The organism is Pseudomonas sp. FG47, assembly GCF_057809115.1.
On the sequence record NZ_JBMDJI010000009.1, the window covers coordinates 38,349 to 63,450 of the forward strand.

Here is a 25,102-nt window from a genome sequence, read left to right on the forward strand (position 1 = left end):
CTGCGCTGGAGCCAAGCATCGCCTTGCTTGGTTCGCGGCGGCCTAGAACGGCACCGCCACCGTCAGCTGGCTATACAGGTTAGTGCCACTACCCACCTGATTGCCGCCATTGCTCTGATCCTTGCGCGGCTTGAACAGCCCCAGCAGTGGGGTGACGATCAGGTGCGGGGTCACCGCCCATTCCACATACAGGTCCAGCTCCTGGGCATCCAGGTTCAGGTGGTCGCGGCTGCGCACGGTATTGAAGTCGAAGTACAGCGCGCCGAGGGTGACATCGTCCCGCGGCGTGGCCTTGAGGCCGACATGGTGGATGCCGCTGTTGGTGTTGAAGGGCCCGGCGTAGTTGCCGGCCACCTCGCCCTGGATCCAGGTGCCGTAGCCGCTGGACAACCCGGTGAACAGCAAGTCCCAGCCCGCAGAGTAGCGTGTGTAGCGGTAGGTCAGTTGCGGCGCCCAAGGCGCTTCGGCGAAGGTATAGCCAGCCTCGCCGTACCAGGCGGTCTCGCTGCCGCCGCGCTTGTCCTGCCAGGCGTATTCGAAGGCGAAACGGGTGTTTTCCAGCCCGGCGCTGCCTTCGCCACGCAGGCTGTATACATCCATGCCTTCACGGGCTTTCTGGAACTCGCTGGCCCACTGGTCGGCGACATCGATACCGTGAATATAGGTCAGCCCCAGGGTGCCCAGGTCGTGGGTATAGTCCAGGGTGCCAGCGGCCAGCTCGGTCTCGGCCTGGGCGCGGTTATCGGACTTGAGCCAAAGCACGCTGCCGTGCAGGCCTTCCTTGCCGCCCAGGCGCAGTACCGCGGTGCGGTCGAAGGCATGGCGAGCCCCCAGATAGAACCCCCCGCCACGGTTGAGCTGGCCATCGGCCGGGCCCTTGCCAAGGTTGGGGCCGTCATCGTTGATCAAAAAGCCGCTCCCCAGCTGGATCACCTGGCGGCCGCCGGAAATGTCCACGCCGTCCTGGCCCAGCAACGGGAACAGTGCGCCGGAGCGCCAGCCCAAGTAAGCGTCCTCGATCTTGGTGGTGCGCTCGGAGCCGTCCTGGTTGCCGCCGGCATCGCCATCGCCCCAGGCGCCGGAGCTGACCCACTGCAGCGAGCCGTACAGCGTACCGTTGCTGCCCAGGCCCTGGTCGCCGCTGAGCCCGTACTTGACGAAGCCTTCGCGCCAGGTCGAGCCGCCGGGCCTGCCATCGTAGTTGTGACGGCTATTGAACATGCCCCAAACGGCGAGCAGGTCGGCATTCAGATGGGTGTCGTCGTCGGCGTACAGTTCATAGGCCGAGCTGGCCGGGCCGTGGACCAGCAAGGTCAGGGCTGCGGCCAGGGCGGTGCGACGTGGGTTCAGACGCATGGAGCGATCCTCGTTTGTTGTGTGCGGTCTTGGTTGCCGCGTTGTTGTGGAGGCAGGTTGCGCGGGTATTAGCGCCTGGAAGCCAGGCGGCGGTCTTGCTCGTGGCTGCCAGGCGGCTTGGCTGTCACCGCCAGGGTTGCGCCATGTAGAGTGCGCTGTCCCTTGTGGGAGCGGGCTTACCCGCTCTCACAGAATCATGTCGCTTACAGGGCTTGGCCGGCCAAGGTCTCCGGCAGGGTCGCGCCACCGTCGACCACCAGCGTCTGGCCGGTGACATAGGCCGCCGCATCGGATGCCAGGAACAACATCGCCGCGGCGATATCAGCCGGCTCGCCCAATCGCCCGAGCGGCACCCCGGCGCCGATCCTCGCGTTCAACGTCGCATCACCCAGGTTGTCCATGGCCGGGGTGCGGATCATTCCCGGCTCCACACCGTTGACCCGCACCTTCAGCGGCGCCAGTTCCAGCGCGGCATTGCGGATGAAACCGTTGACCCCGGCCTTGGACGCGGCGTAGTGACAGAGGCCGGGATAGGCCACCCGTGGTCCGGTCACTGACGAGGTGACCAGCACGCAGCCACCACCCTGGCGGGCGAACAGCGGCAAGGCGCCCTGGGTGAGCCAGAACAGCGCCTCCAGGTTCACCGCCAGGGTACGTCGCAGCCGTGCCGGGTCGAGTTCGGCGAACGGCGTGAGCGGAAAATACGCGGCGTTGTGGACCAGCACGTCGAGGCGTTCCAGGCTCGCCAGCAGGCTGGCAATGGCGCCAGGGTCGGCCAGGTCCAGGGCATGGGCCTGCACCTCATGGCCCAACGCCGAATGCCGCTGCGCCAGGCTCTGCAACGCGTGCTCATCGAGGTCCACGGCCAGCACCTGGGCGCCGCCACGGGCGAATCCCTCGACGATGGCCTGGCCAATGCCGCCGGCCGCGCCGGTGACCAGTACCCGGTTGCCGGCAAAGTCGTAGCGGGCATTCATGGCTGTGACGCCAGGCGGGTGTAGGCCAAGGTCGGCACATCGACCACGGTGGCGCCGCCATCGGCAGTGATCACCGCGCCGGTGACGATGCTGGCCTCACTGCCGGCCAGGAACTGGCACACCGCGGCGATCTCGTCGCTGCTGGCGGCGCGGCGTAGCGGCACATCGGCGCTGACCCGCCGGTAGGCCGCATCCAGGTCCTCCTGGTGGTGGTTCATCAGCGCCTGCATCTCCTGGTCCGCCATGGGGGTGCGCACCCAACCCGGGCAGACGCAATTGACCCGCACCCCGTACGGGCCATAGTCGCGGGCCAGGGAGCGGGTCAGGCCGACCAGGGCGTGCTTGGCGGTGGTGTAGCCGCACACCTCGGGGCCGGCCGCGAGCGAGGCGATGGAGCCCAGCAACACCAGGCTGCCGCGCCGTTCGCGCAACAGTGGCAGGCAGGCGCGGGCGGTGTGGAACGCACTGTCGAGGTTGCTGCGCAGCGCTTCACGCCAGGCCGCGTCATCGATATCACCAGCACGGCCAAGACCATGGCCACCGGCACAGGCGATCACCGCATCGAGTCCGCCGAAGCGTTCGCGCACCTGGCCGATGAAGCCTGGCCAGGTGGCGCTGTCCGCCGCGTCGCCGGCCAGTACCAGGCCCTCCGTGGCCAGCGCCACCTGCTCCAGTGCTGCCTGGCGCCGGCCGACCAGCGCCACCTGCCAGCCCTGGCGGGCCAGGCGCTGGGCGCACGCGGCGCCGATGCCGCTGCCAGCGCCGGTGATCAACACGCTGCGGCTCACAGCGGGTACTCCGTGCGGTTGACCACCTGGCAATAGGAAGAGACCGGGAAGTTGGCCAAGGCATCGAAGCCACCGCCTTGGTAGCCGAAGATCTTGCCGTCGCTGCGGTGCTGGGCCAGGTCGATCATCACCAAGCCCAGGGTCGGCACGATCTTCTCGCACCAGACGAACAGGTACAGCTGCTCGGCGATCTTGTAGTAGTAGGCCCGGTCGGTGTCGCACAGGCCCTGCTCGACGCCTTTGAGGCACTGCCAGCTGTAATGGTTGGGGTTGAGGTAGAGGTGCTCGTATTCCTCGGTGGGACTGTAGCGGTAATGGTTGCGCAGGCCCACCAGCTCGGTGGTCGGCGCATGCGGGCAGGCGCCGGGCTGCCAGGGCAGGTCGAGGCTGCCATGCAGGAAGGTGGCCTCGACCCCGGTCAGTGGCTCGCCGGCCAGGGCCAGTTGGTACAGCCCGCGCTGCGTGCGGGCCTGGTCGGGCAAACGGCCGAGCACGGCGGTGAAGGCCTGGGTGTGGGTGTCGAGCACCAGCGACACCGACAAGGCCTGGCCGCCTTCGTGCTTGATGAAATCGACCAGGTAGATGCCTGGCCGCACGGAGGTGGCGCGATAAGCGGCGCTGCCGTTGCTGTGGCCATCGGCGGCCTGCCAGTGCAGGCGTTGGCTTTCGAAGCAGTGTTCGATGACCCAGCCGTTGGCGAAGTGCAGGGTGAGGCTGCGCCCGGACAGGTCGGCCAGTTGCGGCAGGATGAAGGCGTCCGGGGCGAAGCCTTCGGCGAGGGCGCCCACGGTAATCCAGTCGGCGTGCTTGGTCATGGCGGTGACTCCTGTGGTTGAAAGGCTCACAGGGTGCAATGCGGCAGAGGCCGGCGGTATCAACCGGAAGGTTGAGTCACAGGTACAGCAGCGTCACCAACTCGGTGCGGTTGCGCACGTCCAGTTTGCGGAACAGGTTGATCAGGTGGGTCTTGACGGTCGGCAGGCCCAGGTCCAGGGCGCGGGCAATCAGCTTGTTGCTGCAACCTTGGCGCAGCAACTCGGCGATCTGTTGCTCTCTTGGCGTCAGTTCAGGCAGGGCCCGCCTGGCCGGCGGCTGGCTGGCCAGTGCCAGTTGCATCAGGCCATGCAGCGGTAGCAGGCGTTCCAGTTCGTCGGCCTGGAACGCGCCGAGCCCCGGGCAGCGCAACAGCGACACGCCAGCCACGGGGCGCGCATCGACCTGGGCGATGATCTCCACCACATCCACCACCTGGTGCTGGGCCAGAAAGCGTCGGTAAGTCTGCCCCTGGGCCTCGGGCAGGCAGGCCAGGCCCTGGCCCAGCGACACCACCGGCCTGCCGATGGCCATGCAGCGACTCGGCTGCAGTGGGTCGTAGGCCCGGTAGTGCGCCAGGTAACGCGCATGCATGGGCGCTTGCAGGTCCTGCAACAGGAAGTCGCAGGCCTGCTGCTCGGCGTCGATGCGATAAAAGGCCGCCAGCGATGCCGGCACCTGCTGGCTGAACGCCTGCAGGCAGTAGCGGCCAAGGTCCTGCCCGCTGCCAGCCATGATCAATAGCGGATCATCACCGACTTGAGCTCGGTGAAGTCGTCGATGAAGGCCGAACCGAACTCGCGGCCGATGCCGGAGGCCTTGATGCCGCCGAACGGCACCGCCGGGTCGAGCAGGGTGTGCATGTTCACCCACAGCGTGCCGGCCTGGATCTCGGGGATCAGGCGCATGGCCTTGGCCAGGTCGTTGGTCCACAGGCTCGCGCTCAGGCCGTAGGGCGAGGCGTTCATCAGGTGCAGCAACTCGTCCTCGTCATCGTAGGGCAGGAAGGTCGCCACCGGGCCGAAGGTTTCCTGGTTGAGCAGGGTGTCGCTGGCCTGGTTGGCAAGGATCACCGTGGGCTCGACGAAACAGCCCGGGCCGTCGCCCAGGCGCCCGCCGTGGACGATCCGGTTGCCCTCGGCGCGGGCGGTGGCGAACAGCTCGCCGAGTTTTTGCTGGTGCGGCTTGTTGGCCACGGGGCCGAACTGGGTGGTTTCGTCCAGTGGCGAGCCGATCTTCAACTGGCCCAGGCGCTGGCACAGCGCTTCGAGCAGGGGCTCGAGCCTTGAGCGATGGACGTAGAAACGCTCGCCGGCGGCGCAGATCTGCCCGCAATGCAGGAAGCCGGCCTCGATGATGCCGTCCACCGCCTTGTCCAGGCCGACGTCGGGGAGGAAGGCCACGGCGTTCTTGCCGCCCAGTTCCAGGGTCGCGCGGGTCAGCTTGGCGCCCATGGCCGCCTGGCCGACGGCGATGCCGGTGGGCACTGAGCCGGTGAACGACACCTTGTCGGTGCCGGGGTGCTCGACCAGCGCCTTGCCGACGTGACCGGCGCCGGTCACCACGTTGAGCGCACCAGCCGGCAGCCCAGCTTCGCTGCCCAGCTCGGCGATGCGCAGCAGGGTCAGCGGGGTGAACTCGCTGGGCTTGAGCACGATGCTGCAGCCGGTGGTCAACGCCGACGCCAGCTTCCACAAGGCGATCATGGTGGCGAAATTCCACGGCACGATACCGGCCACCACGCCCACCGGTTCGCGCAGGGTGAAGGCGCTGTAGCGCTCGCCGGCGAAGGAGGGCAGCGACGGGGTGATGGTCTGGCCGGTGATCTTGGTCGCCCAGCCGGCGTAGTAGCGCAGGAAGTGCGCGGCCTGCTCGACCTCGAAGGCGCGGGCGATACCGATCAATTTGCCCGATTGCAGGGTTTCCAGCTGTGCCAGCTCTTCACGGTGGGCTTCGAGCAGGTCGGCCAGGCGCAGCAACACACAGGCCCTGGCGGCAGGACTGCTGCGCGACCAACTGGCAAAGCCCTGGCGCGCGGAATCCACGGCACGCTCAACGTCGGCCTGATTGGCGTCGGCGATCTGCGCGATGGCCTGGCCGTTGGCCGGGTTGTACACCGTGAGGCGAGCGCTGGCCTGGCTGGCGACGTGCTCGCCGTGGATGTACAGCCCGTGGTCGCGGGCGAGGAAGGCGCTGACGGCGGGGAGAAGGGCAATGTCGCTCATGGCGTGGCTCCGGACAATGGATGCGCTGGCATGCCAGCGATGGGCCCACAGCGGCCCCGGTTGCCCGCAGATTACGGCTCTAGCGGCGTTGGCTTCTTGTCTGCCCATGCCACCCCCATGACCGAGCCTGCCAACTCGAGGAAAAGTGCAATGCGAGCTGCGGAATTTGCATTTTCCACACCCTGGCTGGCTCCCATACTGGCCTGGCATTCAGCGGCGGGCAGCCTGCTCCGTGCCGACGCTCGCCAAGGTCCAATAACAATGAGCCAGACCATGAAAAAGCCAAACGCCCTGCTCGAAGACTTAAAGCCCCTGCTGCCGGCCATTGCCGCCCGTGCCGACCAGGCCGAACGCGAGCGCACGGTCCCTGCCGAGAACATTGCCGCGCTCAAAGGCGTTGGCCTGCACCGGGCTTTTCAGCCAAGGCACTACGGTGGCCTTGAAGTCAGCCTGGCGCAGTTCGCCGAATGCATTGCCGCCCTGGCCGGTGCCTGCGCCAGCACTGCCTGGGCCATGAGCCTGCTATGTACCCACAGCCACCAACTGGCAATGTTCCCGGCACGTTTGCAGGATGAAGTCTGGGGCCGCGACCCACACGCCACCGCCAGCAGCAGCATCGCCCCCTTTGGCCGTGCCGAGGAGGTCGACGGCGGCGTGCTGTTCAGTGGCGAGATGGGCTGGAGCAGCGGCTGCGACCATGCCGAGTGGGCGATCATGGGATTTCGCCGGGCCAATGGCGAAGGCGGCCAGGAGTATTGCTTCGCCGTGCTGCCACGCAGCGATTATCAGATCCGTGACGACTGGTACGCGGTGGGCATGCGCGCCAGCGGCAGCCGCACGCTGATCGTCGACCGTGCCTTCGTGCCCGAGCACCGTATCCAGAGGGCCAAGGACATGATGGAAGGCACCTCGGCAGGTTTCGGCCTGTACCCGGACAGCGCGATCTACTTCAACCCGTACCGGCCCTATTTCGCCAGCGGCTTCTCCACCGTGAGCCTGGGTATCGCCGAGCGCATGCTCGAGGTATTCAAGGACAAGACCCGCAACCGCGTGCGCGCCTACACCGGGGCTGCGGTGGGCGCCGCCACCCCGGCGCTGATGCGCCTGGCCGAGTCGACCCACCAGGTGGCCGCGGCACGGGCGTTGCTGGAAAAGAGCTGGGAGCAGATCGCCGACTACAGTGCCCGCCACCAGTACCCGACCCGCACCGAGCTTGCGTTCTGGCGCACCAACCAGGGCTATGCGGTCAAACTCTGCATCCAGGCGGTGGACCGGTTGATGGCGGCGGCCGGTGGCGGCGCCTGGTTCGACAGCAACGAATTGCAGCGGCTGTTCCGCGACGCGCACATGACCGGGGCCCATGCCTACACCGACTACGACGTCTGCGCGCAGATTCTTGGCCGTGAGCTGATGGGCCTGGAGCCGGATCCGGCGATGACCTGAGCCGCAACAGCTGACCGTGGTCGGAACAACCGCGCCGGCCCAGACCCACGACAATCAAGGAGCCTTGCATGGCCATTTCTTTCGATAGCCGCGCCTTGCGCCGCGCCCTGGGCAACTTCGCCACCGGCGTCACGGTGATCACTGCCACCGATGCCTCGGGGCGCAAGGTGGGCGTCACCGCCAACAGTTTCAACTCGGTGTCACTCGATCCGCCGCTGGTGCTCTGGAGCATCCACAAGCGCTCCAGCAGCCATCCGGTGTTCGAGGCCGCCGGGCATTTCGCCGTCAACGTCCTGGCCGCCGACCAGATCGAGCTGTCCAACACCTTCGCTCGGCCCAGCGACGACCGCTTCGCCGGTATCGAGCACGAGACCGGGGAGGGGGGCGCGCCTCTGTTGCCGGGCTGCTCGGCGCGTTTTCGCTGTGAGAAGCTCCAGCAGATCGATGGCGGTGATCATTGGATTCTCATCGGCCGGGTGCTGGCGTTCGACGACCTGGGGCATTCACCGCTGCTTTATCACCAGGGGGCCTATTCCAGGGTTATGCCCCATGCATTGTTGGACCGTTGCGCGCAGGGGTAACTGTTTCGAGGTGTTCGACGCAAGAGTTGCAGCACCTGGCACCTGGCAACACGGATCAAGACCGGCGGCAGGCAGTGGCAAGACCCGCCCGGGTGCAGGCCGCAAAGTGACAGGGACGACCCGGCGATCGCCAGCACTTGCGGCGCGCCGGGCAAGCGGTCATCTTTCCCTCGTCCACCCAGGGCCCAGCCATGACAATCAACAATAAGCTCACCGAGCACCTCAACCGCGGCAGCGTCGGTTTCCCCACCGCGCTGGCCAGCACTGTCGGCCTGATCATGGCCAGCCCCGTGATTCTCACCGCGACCATGGGCTTCGGCATCGGCGGCAGCGCCTTCGCCGTGGCCATGGTGATCGCCGCGGTGATGATGCTGGCCCAGTCGACCACCTTCGCCGAGGCGGCGGCGATCCTGCCGACCACCGGTTCCGTGTACGACTACATCAACTGCGGCCTGGGCCGCTTCTTCGCCATCACCGGCACGCTTTCGGCCTACCTGATCGTCCATGTCTTCGCCGGTACCGCCGAGACCATCCTCTCCGGGGTAATGGCGCTGGTGAACTTCGAACACCTCAACACCCTGGCCGAATCGGCCGGCGGCTCCTGGCTGCTGGGGGTCGGCTTCGTGCTGGTGTTCGGCGTGCTCAATGCCTTTGGCGTCAGTGCCTTCGGCCGCGCCGAAGTGGTGCTGACCTTTGGCATGTGGACCACGCTGATGGTGTTCGGCGTGCTTGGCCTGCTGGCGGCGCCGGCGGTGCAGCTGGACGGGCCGTTCGGCGTATCGCTGGTCGGCACCGACCTGATGACCATCCTCTCGCTGGTGGGCATGGCCATGTTCATGTTCGTCGGCTGCGAGTTCGTCACCCCACTGGCCCCGGAACTCAAGCGCTCGGCCTGGGTGATGCCCAAGGCCATGGCCCTGGGCCTGTTCGGCGTGGCCAGTTGCATGTTCATCTATGGCGCGGCGATGAAGCGCCAGGTGGAGAACGTGGTGCTCGACGCCGCCAGCGGCGTGCACCTGTTGGATACGCCCATGGCCATCCCGCGCTTCGCCGAACAGGTGATGGGCGATATCGGCCCGCTATGGCTGGGCATCGGCTTTCTGTTCGCCGGCGCCGCGACCATCAACACGCTGATGGCCGGCGTGCCGCGGATTCTCTACGGCATGGCGGTGGATGGCGCGCTGCCGAAAGTGTTCAGCTACCTGCATCCGCGTTTCAAGACGCCGCTGCTGTGCATCCTGGTGGTGGCGCTGATCCCGTGCCTGCATGCCTGGTACCTGGGCGGCAATACCGACAATATCCTGCACCTGGTGCTGGCGGCGGTGTGCGCCTGGAGCACCGCGTACCTGCTGGTGACCCTGTCGGTGGTGCTGCTGCGCATTCGTCGCCCAGACTTGCCGCGGGCCTATCGCTCGCCGCTGTTCCCGTTGCCGCAGATCGTCTCCAGCATCGGCATCCTGCTGGGCATGTGGTTCATCACCCCGCCGGGCATGAACCCCGCCGATGTCTATGTGCCCTTTGCCGTGATGCTGGGCGCCACGGCGGCCTATGCGCTGTTCTGGACCCTGTGCGTGCAGAAGGTCAACCCGTTCAAGCCAGCCAGGGTCGAAGACGTGCTGGAGAAGGAATTCGCCGCCGAACCCGGCCAGGCCCACAGCGAGCAGGTGCAGCATGTCGGCAAGCTGGCTTGAGCGCCTGAGCGCGCCGCGCGCCCCGGCCGGATACCGGCCGGGGGCGACCCTGGCGCGGGTGGCGCGCAACCTCGGCGTCGAGGATGCGCGCAGCTTTACCTACCGGGAGGATGGCCCGCTGATCGAGGTGCGTGAACGCACCGAGAGCCACTTGTTGATGCACCTGGTGATGTGCGAGTTCATCCTGCGTCTGCCTGCCAGCGGCCAGGGGACGCTACGCGTCGAACTTCAACATACCGGCGTATTGCGCCGCACCGGCCTGGCCTGCCGACTACGGGGTGGCGATCCGACGTTGTTCAATGCGCTCAAGGCCCGTCTTGGGGAGGTTGACGCCGCACTGATGCCCCTGGATTTCAAGCGCCTGCTCATCGACTGCATCGAAGGTGAGTGGCGGGTCAGCCTGGAACACATGGGCGCAAGCGAGGTGGTCAACCGCATGCCCGCCTTGCGTCGCTACATTCCCCTCGACGCCGAGCAGCTGCGCCTGCTCTGGCAGGCGTTCGACATACTGCTGCATACCCTGCAAGCCCTCTGAACCCAACGCGCCCCTCTGTAGGAGCGGCGCAAGGCCGCTCCCACAGGGCGTGTGCGCCATTTTCAGAGGCAATCATGGTTGTACCTTTATAGATAACATGTTAACAATTACCCCATAACAACAACCGTTGCGTGTGGAGGTAGCCATGCCCCAGTCCACTTCTCCGTACAGCGCAACCCTGGCCGCCGATGGCCTGGAGCGCTGGACCACCGCCATGCAGCAAGTCTGCGGCCGTTTCCAGACCGAACTGGCGTTCAACCGCTCGCTGTTCATCGGCGAAATCGCCACCTTCAACCGCGCCGGCCTGGCCCTGGCCAACCTGCGTACCAACGCCGGCAATATTCGCCGGCTGGGCGACAACGCCGACTGCGACGACGACCAGCACTGCTTCCTGGTCAGCCAGCGCATGGGTTATTCGCAGATCACCCAAGACGGCGTCAGCATCCAGTTGTCGCCCGGCGAAGTGCTGTTGATGGATTCGGTGGGGCCTTGCGAGATCACCCCGTTCGGCTTGATCGAGCATGTCTCGCTGTCGTTGTCCCGCGAACAGGTGCGCAAGCATTTGACCGGACCGGGGCCGACCTTCGGCAAGATCTCCTCGACCAATGCCTGCGGGCGCATGCTGCACCTGCTGATGGACCAGCTGTGCCGCGAGGGCGACGACAACGGCGAGACCCAGGGCGAAGCCTTGCAATCGGCGTTCATCGCCTTGCTGGCACCGGGTTTCGAGCGCGGCGAGGATCACCCCGGGGCGCTGACGGGACTTGGTGGCGCGAACCTGCGTGGCTATGTGCAGAAAGTCATCGATGAGTCGCTGGGCCAGCCTGGCCTGACCCCGGCCAACCTGGCCGAGCGCCTGAGCATTTCGGTGCGCCATCTATACCGCCTGTTCGAGGAGGAGGGCGACAGCGTCTGCCGCTACATCCAGCGTTCGCGGCTCAAGCGCAGCGCCGACGACTTGTCCAACCCGTTCCTAAAGCGCGAATCGATCACTTCGATTGCCTACAAGTGGGGGTTCACCGATTCGGCGCATTTCAGCCGGGCATTCAAGAAGCACTTCGAGCAGTCGCCGAAGGATTATCGGGCCATGGCCCTGATGGCAGGGCGCTGATCCTCATCGCTGCCACAGGTTATGCCGCGAAAGGGCCGCAGAGCGGCCCCAGCAATCTCAAGCCAGACGCGCAGCCAGTCTCTCTACATAATCAGCCACAAACCGCCCATGCTCCGCCCCCGGCTGCTGTAACTCGATGAACGTCAGCATCGGGTCCTCCACCGCCGTCCTCACGCCCGCCAGCTCCTCCATCACCGCCAACCCGCAGAACGGCACATACGCCTCGGCATATCCCCCCTCGTGCACCATCACCAAGCGCCCCGCGCAAAGCCGCTCGGCGGCCTCGCGCAGCATCCGTGTCATGACCCGGAACGACTCGCTGTGCAGCAGCATCCGCGCCAGCGGGTCGACTGCGTTGGCGTCGTAGCCGCAGGCCACCAGGATCAATTCCGGCTCGAACCGCTGCAATGCCGGCAAGACGATCCGTTCCATCGCCTGCAGGTACCCCGCATGCCCGGTACCGGCCGGCAGCGGAATGTTCAGGTTGCAGCCTTCGCCATCGCCCACGCCACGGTCCTCGGCGCCGCTGTAGCCGGGCGGGTAGCAATGTTCCTGGTGCAGCGAGACGGTCAGCACATCAGCCCGCTGCGCGTAGATCGATTGGGTGCCATTGCCGTGGTGCACATCCCAGTCGATCACCGCCACCCGGCCCAATCCATGACGCGCCTTGGCGGCCTCGATGGCGATGGCGATATTGGCCAGGAAGCAGAAGCCCATCGCCTGGTCGGCCAGGCAGTGGTGCCCTGGCGGGCGCGAGAGCGCATAGGCGTTGTCGGCCTCGCCGCGCAGCACGCAGTCCACCGCGGCGATGGCCAGCCCGGCGGACAGCTTGGCGATCTCGTAGGTGCCCGGGCCGATGGGCGCCTGCAGGCCCAGCTCGCCGCCGCCGGCATCGCTCAGGGTCTTGAAGCGTTGCAGGTAATCGGCAGGATGGACGCGCAACAGGTCGACCTCGCTGGCGGGCTCGGCACCGTGCAGGTGCAAATGCCGCGTCAGCCCCGACACCAGCAGCAGGTTCTTCAACCGCCGTTTGGTTTCCGGAGATTCGGCAAACCCTGCGGCGGCGGGGGGCTGCACCCAACCGCCGACCGGCAGGGTCAGGGCATGCAGCCCGGCGCTGTGCCAGAAACACAGCTCATCGGAAAAAAACGCGGTACGGCGGCTCATGGGTGAACTCCAGTGGTGGCGAAGGAACGAGAGCGGCGGGCGAGCATCAGGGCGATGAGCGCCAGCAGCAGGCAGGCGATGGCGCCGAGCAATACGGCAGGCATGCCATGGCGAGATTCGAGCAGCGGCCCGGCGATGGCCGGGCCTAGGGCCAGGCCGCCGCCGATGACCAGGTTGGCGCTGCTCATCAGTCGTCCCTGGCGGTCGTGTTCGGCCAGGCAGGCGAGGATGAACGGCAGGGCGAAGGTCCAGCAGTACTTGAACAGCAGGGCGGCCAGGGCGAAGCGCGGCAGGTTCGGGCGTCCCAGCAGCAGGCCGATCGCCGCGGCCATCAGGCCCAGGCCTAGTAGCAGTAACAGGTTGCGCGGCCAGCGTGGCCCGATGGCCGTGGCGCAGAGCGAGCCGACGATGCCCATCAGGGTGGCGAGCGACAGGATGCGGCCACTGCTAGCCGGGTCGATGGCAGCTGCCGCGGCGACACTGCCGATGAAGGTCCACACCGCGCTGAGCCCGGTGTAGAACAGCAACACCGCGAACAGCCCGCACAGGCCGGGCAACCAACGCGTCGTGGACGCCTGAACAGAGCGTTCGGCCTGACCAGCCGCCGCCGGGAATGCTGTGGCCAAGGGCAGGCACAACCCCATCAGCAGGGCCAGCCCCAGATACAGCGCCTTCAGGCCGACCTCGGCGAACAACGGCGGTAACAGCCATAGGCCAACGGCACCGAGAATGAGCTGGCCACTGACCCACAGACCGTACACCCGGTCCGGCTGTTGGCTGCTGGCGGCACTGGCGATGCATACCACCATCAGCGTGCCACCGGCGAGGGCGCTGAGCACGCGCAGGGCCAGCAACTGAGTAAAGCCGTCGCACAATGCCGACGCCAGGTTGGCGAGGATGAACAGCAGTGCCGCCAGCCGCGCCACTTGTCGCCAGTCCCAGCGCGGCTGCCAATAGTAGGCGGGCAGGGTGGCCAGGCTCATGGCCGCCAGTTCCGCGCCAAACAACTGGCCGATGCGCGCCGGCCCGAGGCCCAACTGGCTGGCGTACTGGGCGGCGACCGCCGGTGCGGTCATCAGGACGGCGGGGACCACGGCGGCGAACAGGATGATGGCCAGCAAGCGCAGCGGGGGCAGGCCGAAAGCATTGAACGTGGGCATGGCGGCTCCTCAGAAGACATGGACCAGGCGCAGCAGCAGGTTGTCCTGGGCGTAGGCGTTGTCGGTGGCGACGTTGCGGGTCAGGCCCAGCAGCACCTGGTTGCGCTTGTCGAGCCAGTGGCCGAGCTCGAAGCCGACCTGGGTATAGCGCTGGTGGCTGTCATCCAGGCGCCGGCCGCCCAGTTCGAGCTCGCCACCATCGGCATGGATCAGGCGCAACGCGCCGTAGGTGGTTGCCGTTAAGTCGTAGGAGGCGAAGGCCTGCAGGCGGTACAGCGGTTTCTGCTTGAGTGTGCTGTCGAAGTAGCCGTTGTTGCGCCCGTACAGTTGAGCTTCGAGGTTGGCCTCGAGCAGCCAGCGCTCGCCGACGCCCTGGGTGTAGTTGTAATTCAGGTGCAAGGCCCAGCGGTTGGCGCCGGGCGAGACGCCGGGATTGTTGCCGTGGTACTCGCCGACCGGCACGCTCAGCAGCGCGAGCAGGCCGCTGTAGGTGCGGGTTTGCGGGTCGTTGATGAAGAACAGCGTGCCGCCGACCTGCGGGTCGCCGATGCCATGCTCGCGGCTGTGCCGGTCGCTGCCGGGCAGGCGAGCCTCGGTGTCGACATAGGAGATGATGAACTGCGGCGTGCACAGGGCGCCGCAGATATCGCTGAACCACAACTGGCGCCAGGCCACGGCATTCACGGCGAGGTCGGCGTTGCCCCGCCTGTCGGCGGTGCCGTGGTAGTCGTTGGCGCGGGTCAACGGCAGGTAGGCGACCCCCAGGTGGGTGCCCAGCGGGGCGCTGACGAAATCGCGGGCATTGAGGTCGGCGGCGTCGACGCCCGCCCCGGTCAGGGCGAGTGTCAGCGGCAGGGTTCGGGCGAGGCGAGCGGGCATGGGCGTGTTCCTTTTGTTGTTGTAATTGGCGAACAGCGGGCAAAGCTTCCCCGGCCCGCCATGGCGCATGGCGGGTGCAAGAGGCTATGGCCTAGAGCGGTGGGTGGTGCAGCAAGTGGGTGATGCCGGCTTTGCTGTTGACCCCAAGCTTGGAGTAGATGCTGCGGATGTGGTGGCGCACGGTGTTGGGCGCCACGCCCAGTTCGCGGGCGATCTGCTTGTAGGTGCCGCCGCCGCCGAAGCGTTCGGCCACGTCCGCCTCGCGAGCACTGAGCTGGGCCAGCGCCGAGCGCGGCCGCGCGGCGAGCAGGAACAGGTCGCCCACCGCGGTGGCCTCCAGTTGCAGGTGCTGGCCGCGATAATGGCTAGGGCTGACTTCGGCGGGCAGGTGCGGGCCGCTCCAGCGTGGCCACTCCAGCAGCAGGCGCTCGACGAAACCGCGCTCGGCGTGGTGCAGGGTGCCGAGACGGTCGCACACTGCCAGCGACAAGGTGTTGGCGCCGTCCAGCGTCTCGCGCAGAGCCACCAGGGCGCGGATCTGGTTGGCGCCTTCAGCGGCGACCAAGTGTGGCATCAGGTGTTCGAGCAGGCAGCGTTCGGCGTCGCTGAACGGGGTGTCGCCGGGGCCGCGATAGAGCGTCAGGTGCACGCTCAGGCGGGTTTGCGGGTCGATATGGATGATGCACAGGAACTGCCCGAAACCATGGCGGGCGCCGAGCCAGCGCAGGCCTTCGGGGGCATCGGTGGCCTGGCTGTCGACGATCACCGCGTGGCCAGGGTGGGCATGCACCCGCTGCACGGTGATGTCCTGGTCGCGGATCGATTGCCAGTCCTGCACATAGCTGGCCGGCAGGCCGTAGACATGGCTGCTGTGTTCATGGGGCAGGCCGTCTATAAGTGCGGCCCGCCCCCACCAGGCCTTGGCGAACGGCAGCATCTCGCCGCTGCGCTCGAGCATCTGGTCGTGAAAGCGTTGCAGCGGCTGTTCCTGGGCCAGGCGCTGAAGTTCCAGCACCAGGGCGTTGAACAGCATGAAGCCGGGGGACGCAAGGAAATCGGACATGGGCGGTACCTGGCTGCGACGTTCTTGTTGTTGTCAGGGCCTGGGGGGAGTATCGCCAAAGGGGGAGGGGCAAGACCATCCTGCAGATGCAGGATGCGGGGGCGCCGCGAACGGGCCGCAGCGCGGCCCCGCGGTGGATCAGGCAATCGCCAGGTAATGCTTGACGAAGGTCTCGCTCAAGACCTCCCACAGCACCGGCGTACCCTTGGTCACGAACCAGGCATCGCCTGCCTTGTAGCGCGTCACCTGACCGGTGGATTCGTCGGTCAGCTGGATTTCGCCGGTGACGATCACCGCCTGTTCATTGAACGGATAGACCATGCGGAACTTGCCTTGGGTGGTGCCGAAATAGGCGCTGCTCAGCGGATCGGTCGGCGCGCCATGGGTCATCTTGCCGTAGCACTTGAGCTCGCCTTCGAGGATGGTCGAGCCGAGGTCGGCAACGGTGCCCCAGGCGTCGAGTTCGGACAGTTGCACACCCTGGCGGACGGCGGTGAGGGTCATGGTGGTTCTCCTGGTCTTGTTCAAAAGGAATCAACGGCGGCCGTTGAAGAAGCCCGACAGCTGATGCACGGTCTTGCCGGCGGTCAGCAGCAGCGGGCGGATATGGTCCTTGCCGAGGATGCGCGCATGCTTGACCGAGCTGATCAGGTCATAGCGGCTGGAGCCTTCGCTCATGCCTTCGGCGAGAATCTTGCAGATGATGTGGCTGGGGGTGACGCCAAAGCCCGAATAACCCTGTACGTAGAAGGCATTGGGGCGATCGCTCAAGGTGCCGATCTGCGGGAACAGGTTGGCGCTGGTAGCCATCGGCCCGCCCCAGGCGAGATCGATGCGCACGTCCTTGAGGTAGGGGAAGATCTTCAGCATCAGGTTGCGGTTCCAGGCCTTCAGGTCCTTGGGGATATGCTCGACGAAAGGCGTGGCGGCACCGAATAGCAGGCGGTTCTCGCGGGTCACCCGGTAGTAGTCGATGACCGGGCGGATGTCGCTGTAGGCGCCGCGTATCGGGCTGATGCGCTGGATCAGTTCGTCCGACAGTGGTTCGGTCATCAGTTGGAAGGCATAGGTGTTGACAGTGCGCGCATGCAGTTCGGGCTCGAGCTTGTTGAGGAAGCTGTCGCAGGCCCACAGCAGCTTGCCGGCCTTGACCGAGCCGCGCCCGGTGCGCACGGTGATGCGTTCGCCGTAGTGCACTTGCAGCGCCGGACTGTGCTCGAAGATCCGCGCGCCGTGGCCGACCAGGGCCTGGGCTTCGCCCAGCAGCAGGTTCAGCGAATGCACATGCCCGCCACCCATGTGCAGCAGCGCGCTGCTGTAGGCGTCGGAGCCGATGATCTGCTTGACCTCCGAGCCGCCGAGAAAACGAATCTCATCCTTGCTGTTGATCGCCTTGAAGTCCTTTTCCCAGGCTCGCAAGGTTTTCTCCTGGCGGGCGTTGAAGCCCATGTAGCCGTAACCGTGGCAGAAGTCGGCGTCGATGGCATAGCGGGCGATGCGGTCCTTGATGATGCCGGCGCCCAGCTCGCTGATTTCGAAGATCTCGCGCAGGCCTTGGTCGCCGACGCTGCTCTTGATCTTCTCCAGGTCGTGGCCGATGCCGGCCATGATCTGCCCGCCGTTGCGCCCGGTGCCGCCGAAACCCAGGTAGCGGGCTTCGAGCACGACGACGTTGGTGATGCCTTTCTCGGCCAGTTCCAGGGCGGTGTTGATGCCCGAGAAACCGCCGCCGATGACCACCACGTCGGCGTCTATGTCGCTTTCCAGGGTCGGGAAGCTCAAGTTGTACTTCTTGGTGGCGGTGTAATAGGTGGGCGTTTCTATGTTGATCATGGCGCAGCCTGGACAGTTGGAATTATTGGAAAGCAGGGCTTGCACAAGCGCTGGCTGTGATTGGCATTGAGCACCTAACGATCGGTAGGTGTCTTGCCTGTGGCTGCCAGGGTTTTGATCGAGGGTGCCAGCCTGGTATGGGCTGGAGATGGCGGGAAAGCGGCAGATGCCAAAACCTCGAACAAGGTTCCGGCATCATGCGCCTCATGAAGATGTTAAGTAAATCGCGAGCGGGGGCGATTCACTGCAAAAGGAGGGACTACTGCGCGGCTTGCTGCTTAGCTGCAGGCTCAGCGTAGGAAACGTAATAGGCCAGGCCGACGAAGATCGCCCCGCCCACCGCGTTGCCCAGGAACACCGCCAGCAAGTTGTGGGCGAACTGGGCCCAGTCCAAGTAACCGGCGAAGATCGCCGCCGGGATCAGGAACATGTTGGCCACCACGTGCTGGAAGCCGATGGCGACGAACGCCATGATCGGGAACCAGATACCCAGGATCTTGCCGCTCATCTCACGGCTGGCATACGACAGCCAGACCGCCAGGCACACCAGCCAGTTGCAGCCGATGCCCGAGACGAAGGCATGGACGAAGTCGGCGCTGGCCTTGCTGGTTGCCGCGGCCAGGGTCTTGCCCAGGTAGGGGCCTTCGGTGAGGCCGAGCAGGTGACCGAAGCACCAGGCGACGAACAGTGCGCCCATCAGGTTGGCAAGGGTCACCAGCAACCAGTTGCGCGCTACCGCGCCGAGGCCGATGCGCCGGGCGAACATCGCCAGTGGCAGGCTCATCATGTTGCCGGTCAGTAGTTCACCGCCGGCCAGGATCACCAGAATCAAGCCGATCGGGAACACCGCTGCACCCAACAAGTTGCCGAACGACGCCCATTGCGCGGGAATCATCGTGCTGACATGAATCGCCAGGAGGAACCCCAGCGAAATGAACGCGCCGGCGAGGAAGCCGAGGATCAGCGTGGCGCGGGTGGGCAGGTGGGCTTTCTTCACGCCAGCTTCGATGACGAGCTCGGTGATCTGGGACGGGGCAATGACGGACATGTGGCAACTCGAACGCAGGCACGGCGGTGGCACAGGGCCTACCGCAATACGGGGTTGAACAACTGGGGCGCTGGGAGATGGGGCGAAGGGCAGGGCGACGGCAATCTCTGAAGCAACTTCGAACAGGACGGCACGTTATCTGAGGCAATTTGACGCAGTCAAATCGATAGCTTGGATGAGTTGATAGATATTATCGATCATGCACTTTCGTGATAACCAGGTGTGCTATACCACACGGGTTGTCATGGTATTGAATTAGTTGAATGCAACGCAATAATTCGAAGTTTCCCACTCTTCACGCGAGGTATGAATGCCATGGATGTCCAAGACATCGAATCCCAATCCGTCGACAGCCCGGTGACCCGCAGCGCGATTTTCCTGGTGGCCACGCTGAACCCTGACGAGCCGGCCCGCGAGCAGGTGCGGGCCTTGTGCGGTGACTTGGGCGGGCTGGTCCGTTCGGTGGGCAAACGGGTGCCAACAGGCAACCTGTCGTGCGTGATCGGCTTTGCCGCTGCGGCATGGGAAGGGCTGTTCGGCGCGCCACGGCCCGCGTCGCTGCACGCCTTCCGCGAATTCGGCAGCGGCCAGCGCAAGGCACTGGCGACACCGGGCGATATCCTTCTGCATATTCGCGCCGAGCACATGGACCTGTGTTTCGAACTGGCCGCGCTGGTGGTCAAGCGCCTGGGCGCGACGGTGACGGTGGTCGATGAAGTTCAGGGTTTTCGTTACTTCGACATGCGCAGCATCATCGGTTTCGTCGACGGCACCGAAAATCCCGGCCCACGGCAAGTGGCCAAGTTCACCCTGGTGGGTGAGGAAGATGCCAACTTCACTGGTGGCAGTTATGTACTGGTGCAAAAGTACCTGCACGACATGGCCGGTTGGGAAGCGTTATCCACGGTCGAACAGGAACATATCATCGGCCGCACCAAACTGTCCGATATCGAACTCGATGCCGCGATCAAGCCAAGTTGCTCCCATAGTTCGCTGACGACCCTGGAAGAGGGCGGCGAGGAAATCAAGATACTGCGCGACAACATGCCCTTCGGTCGCCCCGGCGCGGGGGAGTTCGGCACCTACTTCATCGGTTATGCCCGTTCACCGGCGCCCATCGAGCAGATGCTGGAAAACATGTTCGTCGGCAAGCCGGTGGGCAACTACGACCGTTTGCTGGACTACAGCCGGGCCGTGACCGGTGGCTTGTTCTTCGTGCCGAGCGTGGACTTTCTCGAGGGGCTCGAGGGCTGAGGTGTGTTGAATTGTGCGCGCCTTTGGCTCATCATTTGCATCGTATTACATGTTACGTACCATGGTACGCTTAAGCGGAGTAACGAATGGCCAGGGCGGGGATCGATAAAGGTATAGTGGAGCGGGCGCGCGATGCATTGCTGGCCCGGGGCGTACACCCCAGTATCGATGCAGTACGTATCGAGTTGGGCAATACCGGTTCGAAGACCACCATCCATCGCTACCTGCGCGAACTTGGCCGGCAGCCCAAGGTCGGGCTTGAAGGCACGGCCTGCCTCAGCCAGCCGTTGGCCACGTTGGTCGAGCAACTGGCCAGCCAACTGCAGGCAGAAGGGCAGGCGCGGATCGAGGCTGCCGAAGCGGCGCTCAACCAACAGGGCGAGCAGTTGCAGGCGCAGTTGGCCTTGGCCCAGCGTGCCCTTGCCGCCGCGCACCAGCACAACGAGGCCCAGGCACGGCAACTGGCGATGGCCCAGGAGCGGTTGCAGGCCGAACAGTTGCGCAGCGCCAGCCTCAAGCAGGCACTGGGCGAGGTGCAACTGCGTCTGGCCGACAAGGACGGGCAGATCCACTCCCTGGAAGCCAAGCACCGCGATGCCCGCGAAGCGCTGGAGCTATACCGCACCCAGCGCGAGCAGGAACAGCGCCGCATCGATACCCAGGTGCGCCAGGTGCAAGGGCAGTTGCAGACATTGCAGCAGGGCGCGCTGGCCCACCAGCAGGAATCGACCCAGCTCAATCGCGCCAACGAGCGCCTGCTCGCCGAGCAGCGCCAAGCCCTGGCGCAACAAGCCGTGTTGGCGCAGCAACTGGAACAGCGCGATGCCCAGGTGCAGGGGCTGCGGGCCATGCTTGCCCAGGCCCAGGGCGCGAGCGAGGAAATGCGCCGGCGCCTGGCCGTCTGCGAACAGCGCTGATCACCTGGCATTGCTGCAAACGAAGCGTAGGCGCCAACTTTCTCGCCTCGGTAGTGGTCCCGCAACTCCTTGCCCAGCCCCTGGGGATGGGCGCACGCCGCTGAACTATAGTCATTTGCGGCAAAAGCTCGATGACAAGGGACTTCAATGCGCACAGCCAGGAAACAGACCGACGACGGTGTCTTCCCGGTGACGGGGGAGGCCCGCGCGGTGTCGTTGTTCCGCCTGATTCTGGGTTTCATGGCGGTGGTGATGCTCGCCTTCGTGCTGGTCGAGGGCTGGCGGATCTGGCGCGACTATCGCCAGGTCTTCATCAATGCCGAGAACGCGGTGAGCAACCTGTCTCGCGCCACAGCCCAGCACGCCGAGGATGCCATGCGCCAGGTCGACGCGATCACCGCCGCGCTGTCCGAACGGCTGGAGGGTGATGGTTTCGCCCTTATCGACCGGCCACGCTTGCACGCGCTGCTCAAGCAGCAGGCGCAGATCATGCCGCAGTTGCATGGCTTGTTCGTGTATGGCGCCGATGGCAGCTGGATCGTCACCGACAAGGATGTGGTGCCGGCCAACGCCAACAATGCCGACCGCGACTACTTCATCTACCACCGTACCCATGCCGACCGCCAGGTGCGCATCGGCTCGGTGGTGCGCAGTCGCTCCACCGGCGACTTGATCATCCCTATCTCGCGGCGGCTGGATCACCCGGACGGCAGCTTCGCCGGAGTCCTGCTGGGGACCATCAAGGTCGACTGGTTCGTGCGCTACTACGGCGATTTCAAGATCGACGAGCGGGGCGCCCTGGTGCTGGCCAAGCGCGACGGCACCATCCTCGTGCGCCGGCCGTTCGTCGAACAGGTGATCGGCCGCAATCTGTCGGCCAGCGACATCTTCCGCAAGTACCTGCCTTACGCCAGCGAGGGGGTGGTCGAGGCGGTGGCGGTGGTCGACGGCACGCCGCGGTTGTATGGCTTCCGGGCCTTGTCGAGCTATCCGTTGGTGGTCGAGGCGGGCCTGTCGCGCGAATCGATCCTCGCCCCATGGCGGCACGACATGATCAAGTCGGTACTGGTGTTGCTGCTGCTGTTGATCGGTTTGTCTGGCTTTGGCTGGATCGTCCTGCGCCAGTTGCGTGAACGGATCGTCATCGAGCGCGCGCTGCACCAGGCGCACCAGACCCTCAAGGCCCTGGCGCTGACCGACAGCCTGACCGGCTTGGGCAACCGGCGGCGCCTGGATGCGGTGCTCGAGCCGGAAATCCGCCGGGCGCGCCGCCAGGGCTCTGCCCTGGCGCTGGTGATGCTCGACCTGGACTACTTCAAGGCTTACAACGACCGCTACGGGCACCCGGCCGGTGATCAGTGCCTGCGGCGTTTCGCCGAGGTATTGCGCCAGGCGTTGAAGCGCCCAGGGGACCTGGCGGTGCGTTATGGCGGCGAGGAGTTCACCTTGCTGTTGCCCAATACCGATGCCCAGGGGGCGAGCCAGATCGTCCAGGAGATCCTGGCCATGTTGCGCAGCCAGGGCATGGCGCACGCTGGCAGCCCGCTGGGGCGGGTGTCGGCCAGCGCCGGGATTGCGGTGGGCGCACCTACGGTGGAAGCAGTGACGCCTGAGAACCTGATGGCGGCGGCGGATGCGGCGTTATATCAGGCCAAGCGTCAGGGGCGGGATCGTTATTGCCTGGCGGCGGGGGTGGAGGTGGGGCTGCAGCCTTGAGGTGGGTTGGGGGCCGTTGGGGGACGCCGTCGTGTTTGCAGCGCCATTGAGATGGAAAAGCGTTCGCCACAGCAGATGTTGCGCCTGGGAGGGGTTCGCACAGATGCGGCGCCCCCTCACTCCACCTCCACCAACACCCCATCACGCCCCAACCGATACCGCCGCAGATCCCGCGCCAGGGTCAGGTGCCCGCTGTAACAAGCGCGAGCCTCATCCCGCACCTCCTCGATCGAGCCGCCACGCCCGCCCTTGTCCTGGTAGCGAGCACTGAAATGCGTGAGCACCAGGTTCCTTACCCCAGCCCCCTCGGCAAAGCGCGCCACCGCGGCGGCCGTGCTATGGCCGAAACTGCCCTGGGCGCGCTCGATCACCGGTTGGGTGAAGGTCGCTTCGTGCACCAGCACATCGACATCCCGCGCCCACTCGCCCAACAGCTCCGGGCGGTCGTTGTCGCCGCAAACGATGAAACGCTGCACTGGGCGCGTGGCCAGCAGGTACTGGCGCGGTTCGAGCCTACGCCCCTGGTACTCGACGGCCTGGCCGTGGGCCAGCTGCCCCCACAGCGGCCCCGGCGCAATGCCGTCTGCGCGCAGGCGTTCAGTATCAAGGCGCGGTTGCGGGTCGCTTTCCTCGAACACAAAGCCCCAGGACGGCACCCGGTGCGACAGCGCCAAGGCGCTGACCCGCACATTGTCGAATGCCATCCCGGCGAAGGTCTCCAGGTCGGTGAAGCGCAGCTCGAATGCCAGGTAGCTTTCGCTGACCGCCAGGCTCTGCCGGACCCACGCCTGCAGCGCCGCGGGCATCACCAGCAACAGGGGCTCCTTGCGCCCGGACATGCCGGCACTGGCCAGCAAGCCTGGCAAGCCGAAGCAATGGTCGCCGTGCACATGGGTGATGAAGATGGCGCGCAGCTCGCGCAGCGACAGCGGGCTGTGCAGCAACTGGTGCTGGGTGCCCTCGCCGCAGTCGACCAGGTACCAGCCCGTGCCGCTGGCCTCGATCACCGCTGTGGCGCTGACATTGCGGGCCTTGGTCGGCACCCCGGAAGAGGTGCCGAGGAACTGCAGGTCCATTGCCTGACTCCTTGAGCTAACGACGCGCCCCGCAAACCGGGGCGCGCGGAGGCTAGCACGCTGGTGCCGGACTGTCATCGCCGGCAAGGCCAACCCCTGTAGGAGCCGGCCTTGCCGGCGAACACCGGCGCCAGCCGGTGCCCTGGCGCAGGCAACCCCAGGCTTACTTGAAATCCGCCTGCATTTGCGTGGCGATGCTCACCCCATTGGAGGACTTCACGCAGACATCCAGATAATCGGTGAAACGCGGCGGCATCGCGATGCCTTCTTCGAGCAGGCGGCTGTTGTCGAACAAGTAATTAAGGTCGGCGAAGCCGCTGTACAGGCGCAGCGCGCGCAGCACCAGGCGCGGGTTGGCCGGGCCGATGCGGGTTTCGAAGCTGCTGGCCAGGGACTTGAGGTCGTCCGGGTCGACCTTGCGGTAGCGCTCGCCCACCGGTTGTGCGCCATTGGCCAGGGCAAAGGCCTCGTCGATCTCGGCGAAGGTGCAGGCCGAGCCGTGGCCTGCGGAGATGTGATAGAGGTCATGGCCCAGCGCCGGCTTGAGCGTCAGGCCGATCAGCGCCTCGGCGCAGTAGTCCACTGGGATCACGTCGATCTGCTCGTCCAGGCCGCAGGTGAAGCTTTCCAGGGCAAAACCCATGCGGAATACCCAGAAGATGCTGCCTGATGCCTGGCAGCCCAGGCTGCGGTGGCCGACGACGATGGACGGGCGCGCCACCACCAGCGGCAGGGTGGGCAGCGCTTCGCGCATGCGCCGCTCGATCTCGGCCTTGGACGCGGTGTAGTCCACCAGTTGCTGCTCGGCCTCGGGGAACTCCCAGGATTCGCTGATCGGCGATTCGCGCTGCGGGCCGCAGCACATGGCGGTGCCGACATGCAGGAAGCGCTTGAGGCGTGGCGAGCGGCTGAGCACCTGGGCAAAGGCGAAGGTCCCTTCGACGTTGACCGGCCAGATGGTCGGGTTCTTCGAGAACGAGGCCACCGCGGCGCAGTTGATCACCCGGTCGACCTGCATCAGGCGCGGGGTTTCGCGGGCCAGCCAGGCGGTGTCGAGGAAGTCGCCGAGGATGATCTGCTGCGCGCTCAGGGCCTTGCTCTGGGCAGCGCTGACACCGTGTTGGCGCAGGTTGTCGCGCAGGCGTTGCAGGCCTTGCTCGGGGGTTTGGCCGCGGACCAGAAAGGCGAGGGCCGGGCCATGGCCGCTGGCGATCAGCTGGGCGGCCACCGAGCCACCGAGAAAGCCGGTGGCGCCCGTCAGCAGAATGCATTCGTGCGGTGGAGTAACGGTGATGGTCGCACCAGTGGCGGGGGCGTTCATAAGTTTCCTCGGCAATGAGTTGCCTGCTTTACATCACTTGAGGTGATGTAAAAGTTGTGTGAAAAGTTTGGCCTCAACTAAACATTTAACTGAGGTCGCGGGGCGTGGCCCTTGGGTTCAGACGTCTGCGTCTGGGCTGGCACAGGAA

General features: G+C 65.8%; 22 protein-coding genes and 1 pseudogene. 8 read left to right on the plus strand and 15 right to left on the minus strand.

The genetic code is table 11. The features are described from left to right. Positions 1 to 42 precede the first annotated feature (42 nt). The 6 genes from ACODS5_RS10000 to ACODS5_RS10025 all read right to left on the minus strand — a co-directional run bounded on the left by ACODS5_RS10000 (position 43) and on the right by ACODS5_RS10025 (position 6,159). Positions 43 to 1,356 (minus strand): alginate export family protein, encoded by a 1,314-nt coding sequence (locus tag ACODS5_RS10000; protein ID WP_489108540.1) that lies wholly within the window; start codon positions 1,354 to 1,356, stop codon positions 43 to 45. A gap of 203 nt (positions 1,357 to 1,559) precedes the next feature. After that, the gene (locus ACODS5_RS10005; protein WP_489108541.1) at positions 1,560 to 2,333 is read right to left on the minus strand and encodes an SDR family oxidoreductase; all 774 of its coding nucleotides are present in this window, start codon (positions 2,331 to 2,333) and stop codon (positions 1,560 to 1,562) included. Continuing rightward, positions 2,330 to 3,121 (minus strand): SDR family NAD(P)-dependent oxidoreductase, encoded by a 792-nt coding sequence (locus ACODS5_RS10010; RefSeq protein ID WP_489108542.1) that lies wholly within the window; start codon positions 3,119 to 3,121, stop codon positions 2,330 to 2,332. The genes ACODS5_RS10005 and ACODS5_RS10010 overlap by 4 nt, the downstream gene beginning before the upstream one ends. Then, positions 3,118 to 3,936 (minus strand): molybdenum cofactor biosynthesis F family protein, encoded by an 819-nt coding sequence (locus tag ACODS5_RS10015; protein ID WP_489108543.1) that lies wholly within the window; start codon positions 3,934 to 3,936, stop codon positions 3,118 to 3,120. The genes ACODS5_RS10010 and ACODS5_RS10015 overlap by 4 nt, the downstream gene beginning before the upstream one ends. 76 nt (positions 3,937 to 4,012) lie before the next feature. Next, complete coding sequence (locus ACODS5_RS10020) at positions 4,013 to 4,669, minus strand: helix-turn-helix transcriptional regulator (RefSeq protein WP_489108544.1); 657 nt, start codon at positions 4,667 to 4,669, stop codon at positions 4,013 to 4,015. Positions 4,670 to 4,671: 2 nt separating this feature from the next. Next, complete coding sequence (locus tag ACODS5_RS10025) at positions 4,672 to 6,159, minus strand: aldehyde dehydrogenase family protein (RefSeq protein WP_134690566.1); 1,488 nt, start codon at positions 6,157 to 6,159, stop codon at positions 4,672 to 4,674. 273 nt (positions 6,160 to 6,432) lie between these two features. Between ACODS5_RS10025 and ACODS5_RS10030 the strand changes: the two genes are divergently transcribed. The 5 genes and pseudogenes from ACODS5_RS10030 to feaR all read left to right on the plus strand — a co-directional run bounded on the left by ACODS5_RS10030 (position 6,433) and on the right by feaR (position 11,520). After that, the gene (locus tag ACODS5_RS10030; protein WP_489108545.1) at positions 6,433 to 7,602 is read left to right on the plus strand and encodes a p-hydroxyphenylacetate 3-hydroxylase oxygenase component; all 1,170 of its coding nucleotides are present in this window, start codon (positions 6,433 to 6,435) and stop codon (positions 7,600 to 7,602) included. A 68-nt stretch (positions 7,603 to 7,670) separates the two neighbouring features. Further along, a pseudogene (locus ACODS5_RS10035) lies at positions 7,671 to 8,180 on the plus strand (flavin reductase family protein); the annotation flags it as partial. 194 nt (positions 8,181 to 8,374) lie between these two features. Continuing rightward, positions 8,375 to 9,874 (plus strand): APC family permease, encoded by a 1,500-nt coding sequence (locus ACODS5_RS10040; RefSeq protein WP_134690572.1) that lies wholly within the window; start codon positions 8,375 to 8,377, stop codon positions 9,872 to 9,874. Then, complete coding sequence (locus ACODS5_RS10045) at positions 9,855 to 10,409, plus strand: DUF3156 family protein (RefSeq protein ID WP_489108546.1); 555 nt, start codon at positions 9,855 to 9,857, stop codon at positions 10,407 to 10,409. The genes ACODS5_RS10040 and ACODS5_RS10045 overlap by 20 nt, the downstream gene beginning before the upstream one ends. Positions 10,410 to 10,554: 145 nt before the next feature. Next, positions 10,555 to 11,520: a transcriptional regulator FeaR gene (gene feaR / locus ACODS5_RS10050; protein ID WP_134690578.1), complete on the plus strand. Its 966-nt coding sequence runs from the start codon at positions 10,555 to 10,557 to the stop codon at positions 11,518 to 11,520. A gap of 57 nt (positions 11,521 to 11,577) precedes the next feature. Here the strand turns inward: feaR and ACODS5_RS10055 are convergent, their stop codons facing one another. The 7 genes from ACODS5_RS10055 to ACODS5_RS10085 all read right to left on the minus strand — a co-directional run bounded on the left by ACODS5_RS10055 (position 11,578) and on the right by ACODS5_RS10085 (position 18,670). Next, entirely contained in the window at positions 11,578 to 12,687 is a 1,110-nt protein-coding gene (locus ACODS5_RS10055; RefSeq protein WP_489108547.1) for a class II histone deacetylase, read from the minus strand. Beyond that, positions 12,684 to 13,847 (minus strand): MFS transporter, encoded by a 1,164-nt coding sequence (locus tag ACODS5_RS10060; RefSeq protein ID WP_489108548.1) that lies wholly within the window; start codon positions 13,845 to 13,847, stop codon positions 12,684 to 12,686. The genes ACODS5_RS10055 and ACODS5_RS10060 overlap by 4 nt, the downstream gene beginning before the upstream one ends. 9 nt (positions 13,848 to 13,856) lie before the next feature. Further along, positions 13,857 to 14,726: a transporter gene (locus ACODS5_RS10065; protein ID WP_489108549.1), complete on the minus strand. Its 870-nt coding sequence runs from the start codon at positions 14,724 to 14,726 to the stop codon at positions 13,857 to 13,859. A gap of 91 nt (positions 14,727 to 14,817) precedes the next feature. Continuing rightward, entirely contained in the window at positions 14,818 to 15,789 is a 972-nt protein-coding gene (locus ACODS5_RS10070) for a helix-turn-helix transcriptional regulator (protein WP_489108550.1), read from the minus strand. A gap of 138 nt (positions 15,790 to 15,927) precedes the next feature. Then, positions 15,928 to 16,293 carry a cupin domain-containing protein gene (locus ACODS5_RS10075; protein ID WP_134690584.1) on the minus strand — a complete coding sequence of 122 codons (366 nt, stop codon included), beginning with the start codon at positions 16,291 to 16,293 and terminating at the stop codon, positions 15,928 to 15,930. Positions 16,294 to 16,323: 30 nt separating this feature from the next. After that, a complete protein-coding gene (locus ACODS5_RS10080) occupies positions 16,324 to 17,622 on the minus strand; it encodes an NAD(P)/FAD-dependent oxidoreductase (RefSeq protein WP_134690586.1) in 1,299 nt (432 codons plus the stop codon). A 259-nt stretch (positions 17,623 to 17,881) separates the two neighbouring features. Beyond that, on the minus strand, positions 17,882 to 18,670 hold the full coding sequence (locus tag ACODS5_RS10085; RefSeq protein ID WP_489108551.1) for a formate/nitrite transporter family protein: 789 nt from the start codon (positions 18,668 to 18,670) through the stop codon (positions 17,882 to 17,884). A gap of 315 nt (positions 18,671 to 18,985) precedes the next feature. Here ACODS5_RS10085 and ACODS5_RS10090 point away from each other — a divergent pair, with 315 nt between their 5' ends. The 3 genes from ACODS5_RS10090 (at position 18,986) to ACODS5_RS10100 (ending at position 22,557) form a co-directional block, all read left to right on the plus strand. After that, positions 18,986 to 19,924 (plus strand): Dyp-type peroxidase, encoded by a 939-nt coding sequence (locus tag ACODS5_RS10090; RefSeq protein ID WP_489108552.1) that lies wholly within the window; start codon positions 18,986 to 18,988, stop codon positions 19,922 to 19,924. A gap of 86 nt (positions 19,925 to 20,010) precedes the next feature. After that, positions 20,011 to 20,841, plus strand: coding sequence for a DNA-binding protein (locus ACODS5_RS10095; RefSeq protein WP_489108553.1), 831 nt, complete (start codon positions 20,011 to 20,013; stop codon positions 20,839 to 20,841). A gap of 147 nt (positions 20,842 to 20,988) precedes the next feature. Next, the gene (locus ACODS5_RS10100) at positions 20,989 to 22,557 is read left to right on the plus strand and encodes a sensor domain-containing diguanylate cyclase (RefSeq protein ID WP_489108554.1); all 1,569 of its coding nucleotides are present in this window, start codon (positions 20,989 to 20,991) and stop codon (positions 22,555 to 22,557) included. A gap of 116 nt (positions 22,558 to 22,673) precedes the next feature. Here ACODS5_RS10100 and ACODS5_RS10105 read toward each other — a convergent pair whose 3' ends face one another. Further along, positions 22,674 to 23,633: a ribonuclease Z gene (locus ACODS5_RS10105; protein ID WP_489108555.1), complete on the minus strand. Its 960-nt coding sequence runs from the start codon at positions 23,631 to 23,633 to the stop codon at positions 22,674 to 22,676. A 163-nt stretch (positions 23,634 to 23,796) separates the two neighbouring features. Continuing rightward, a complete protein-coding gene (gene cprA, locus ACODS5_RS10110) occupies positions 23,797 to 24,954 on the minus strand; it encodes a cationic peptide resistance protein CprA (protein ID WP_489108556.1) in 1,158 nt (385 codons plus the stop codon). Positions 24,955 to 25,102: the final 148 nt, after the last annotated feature.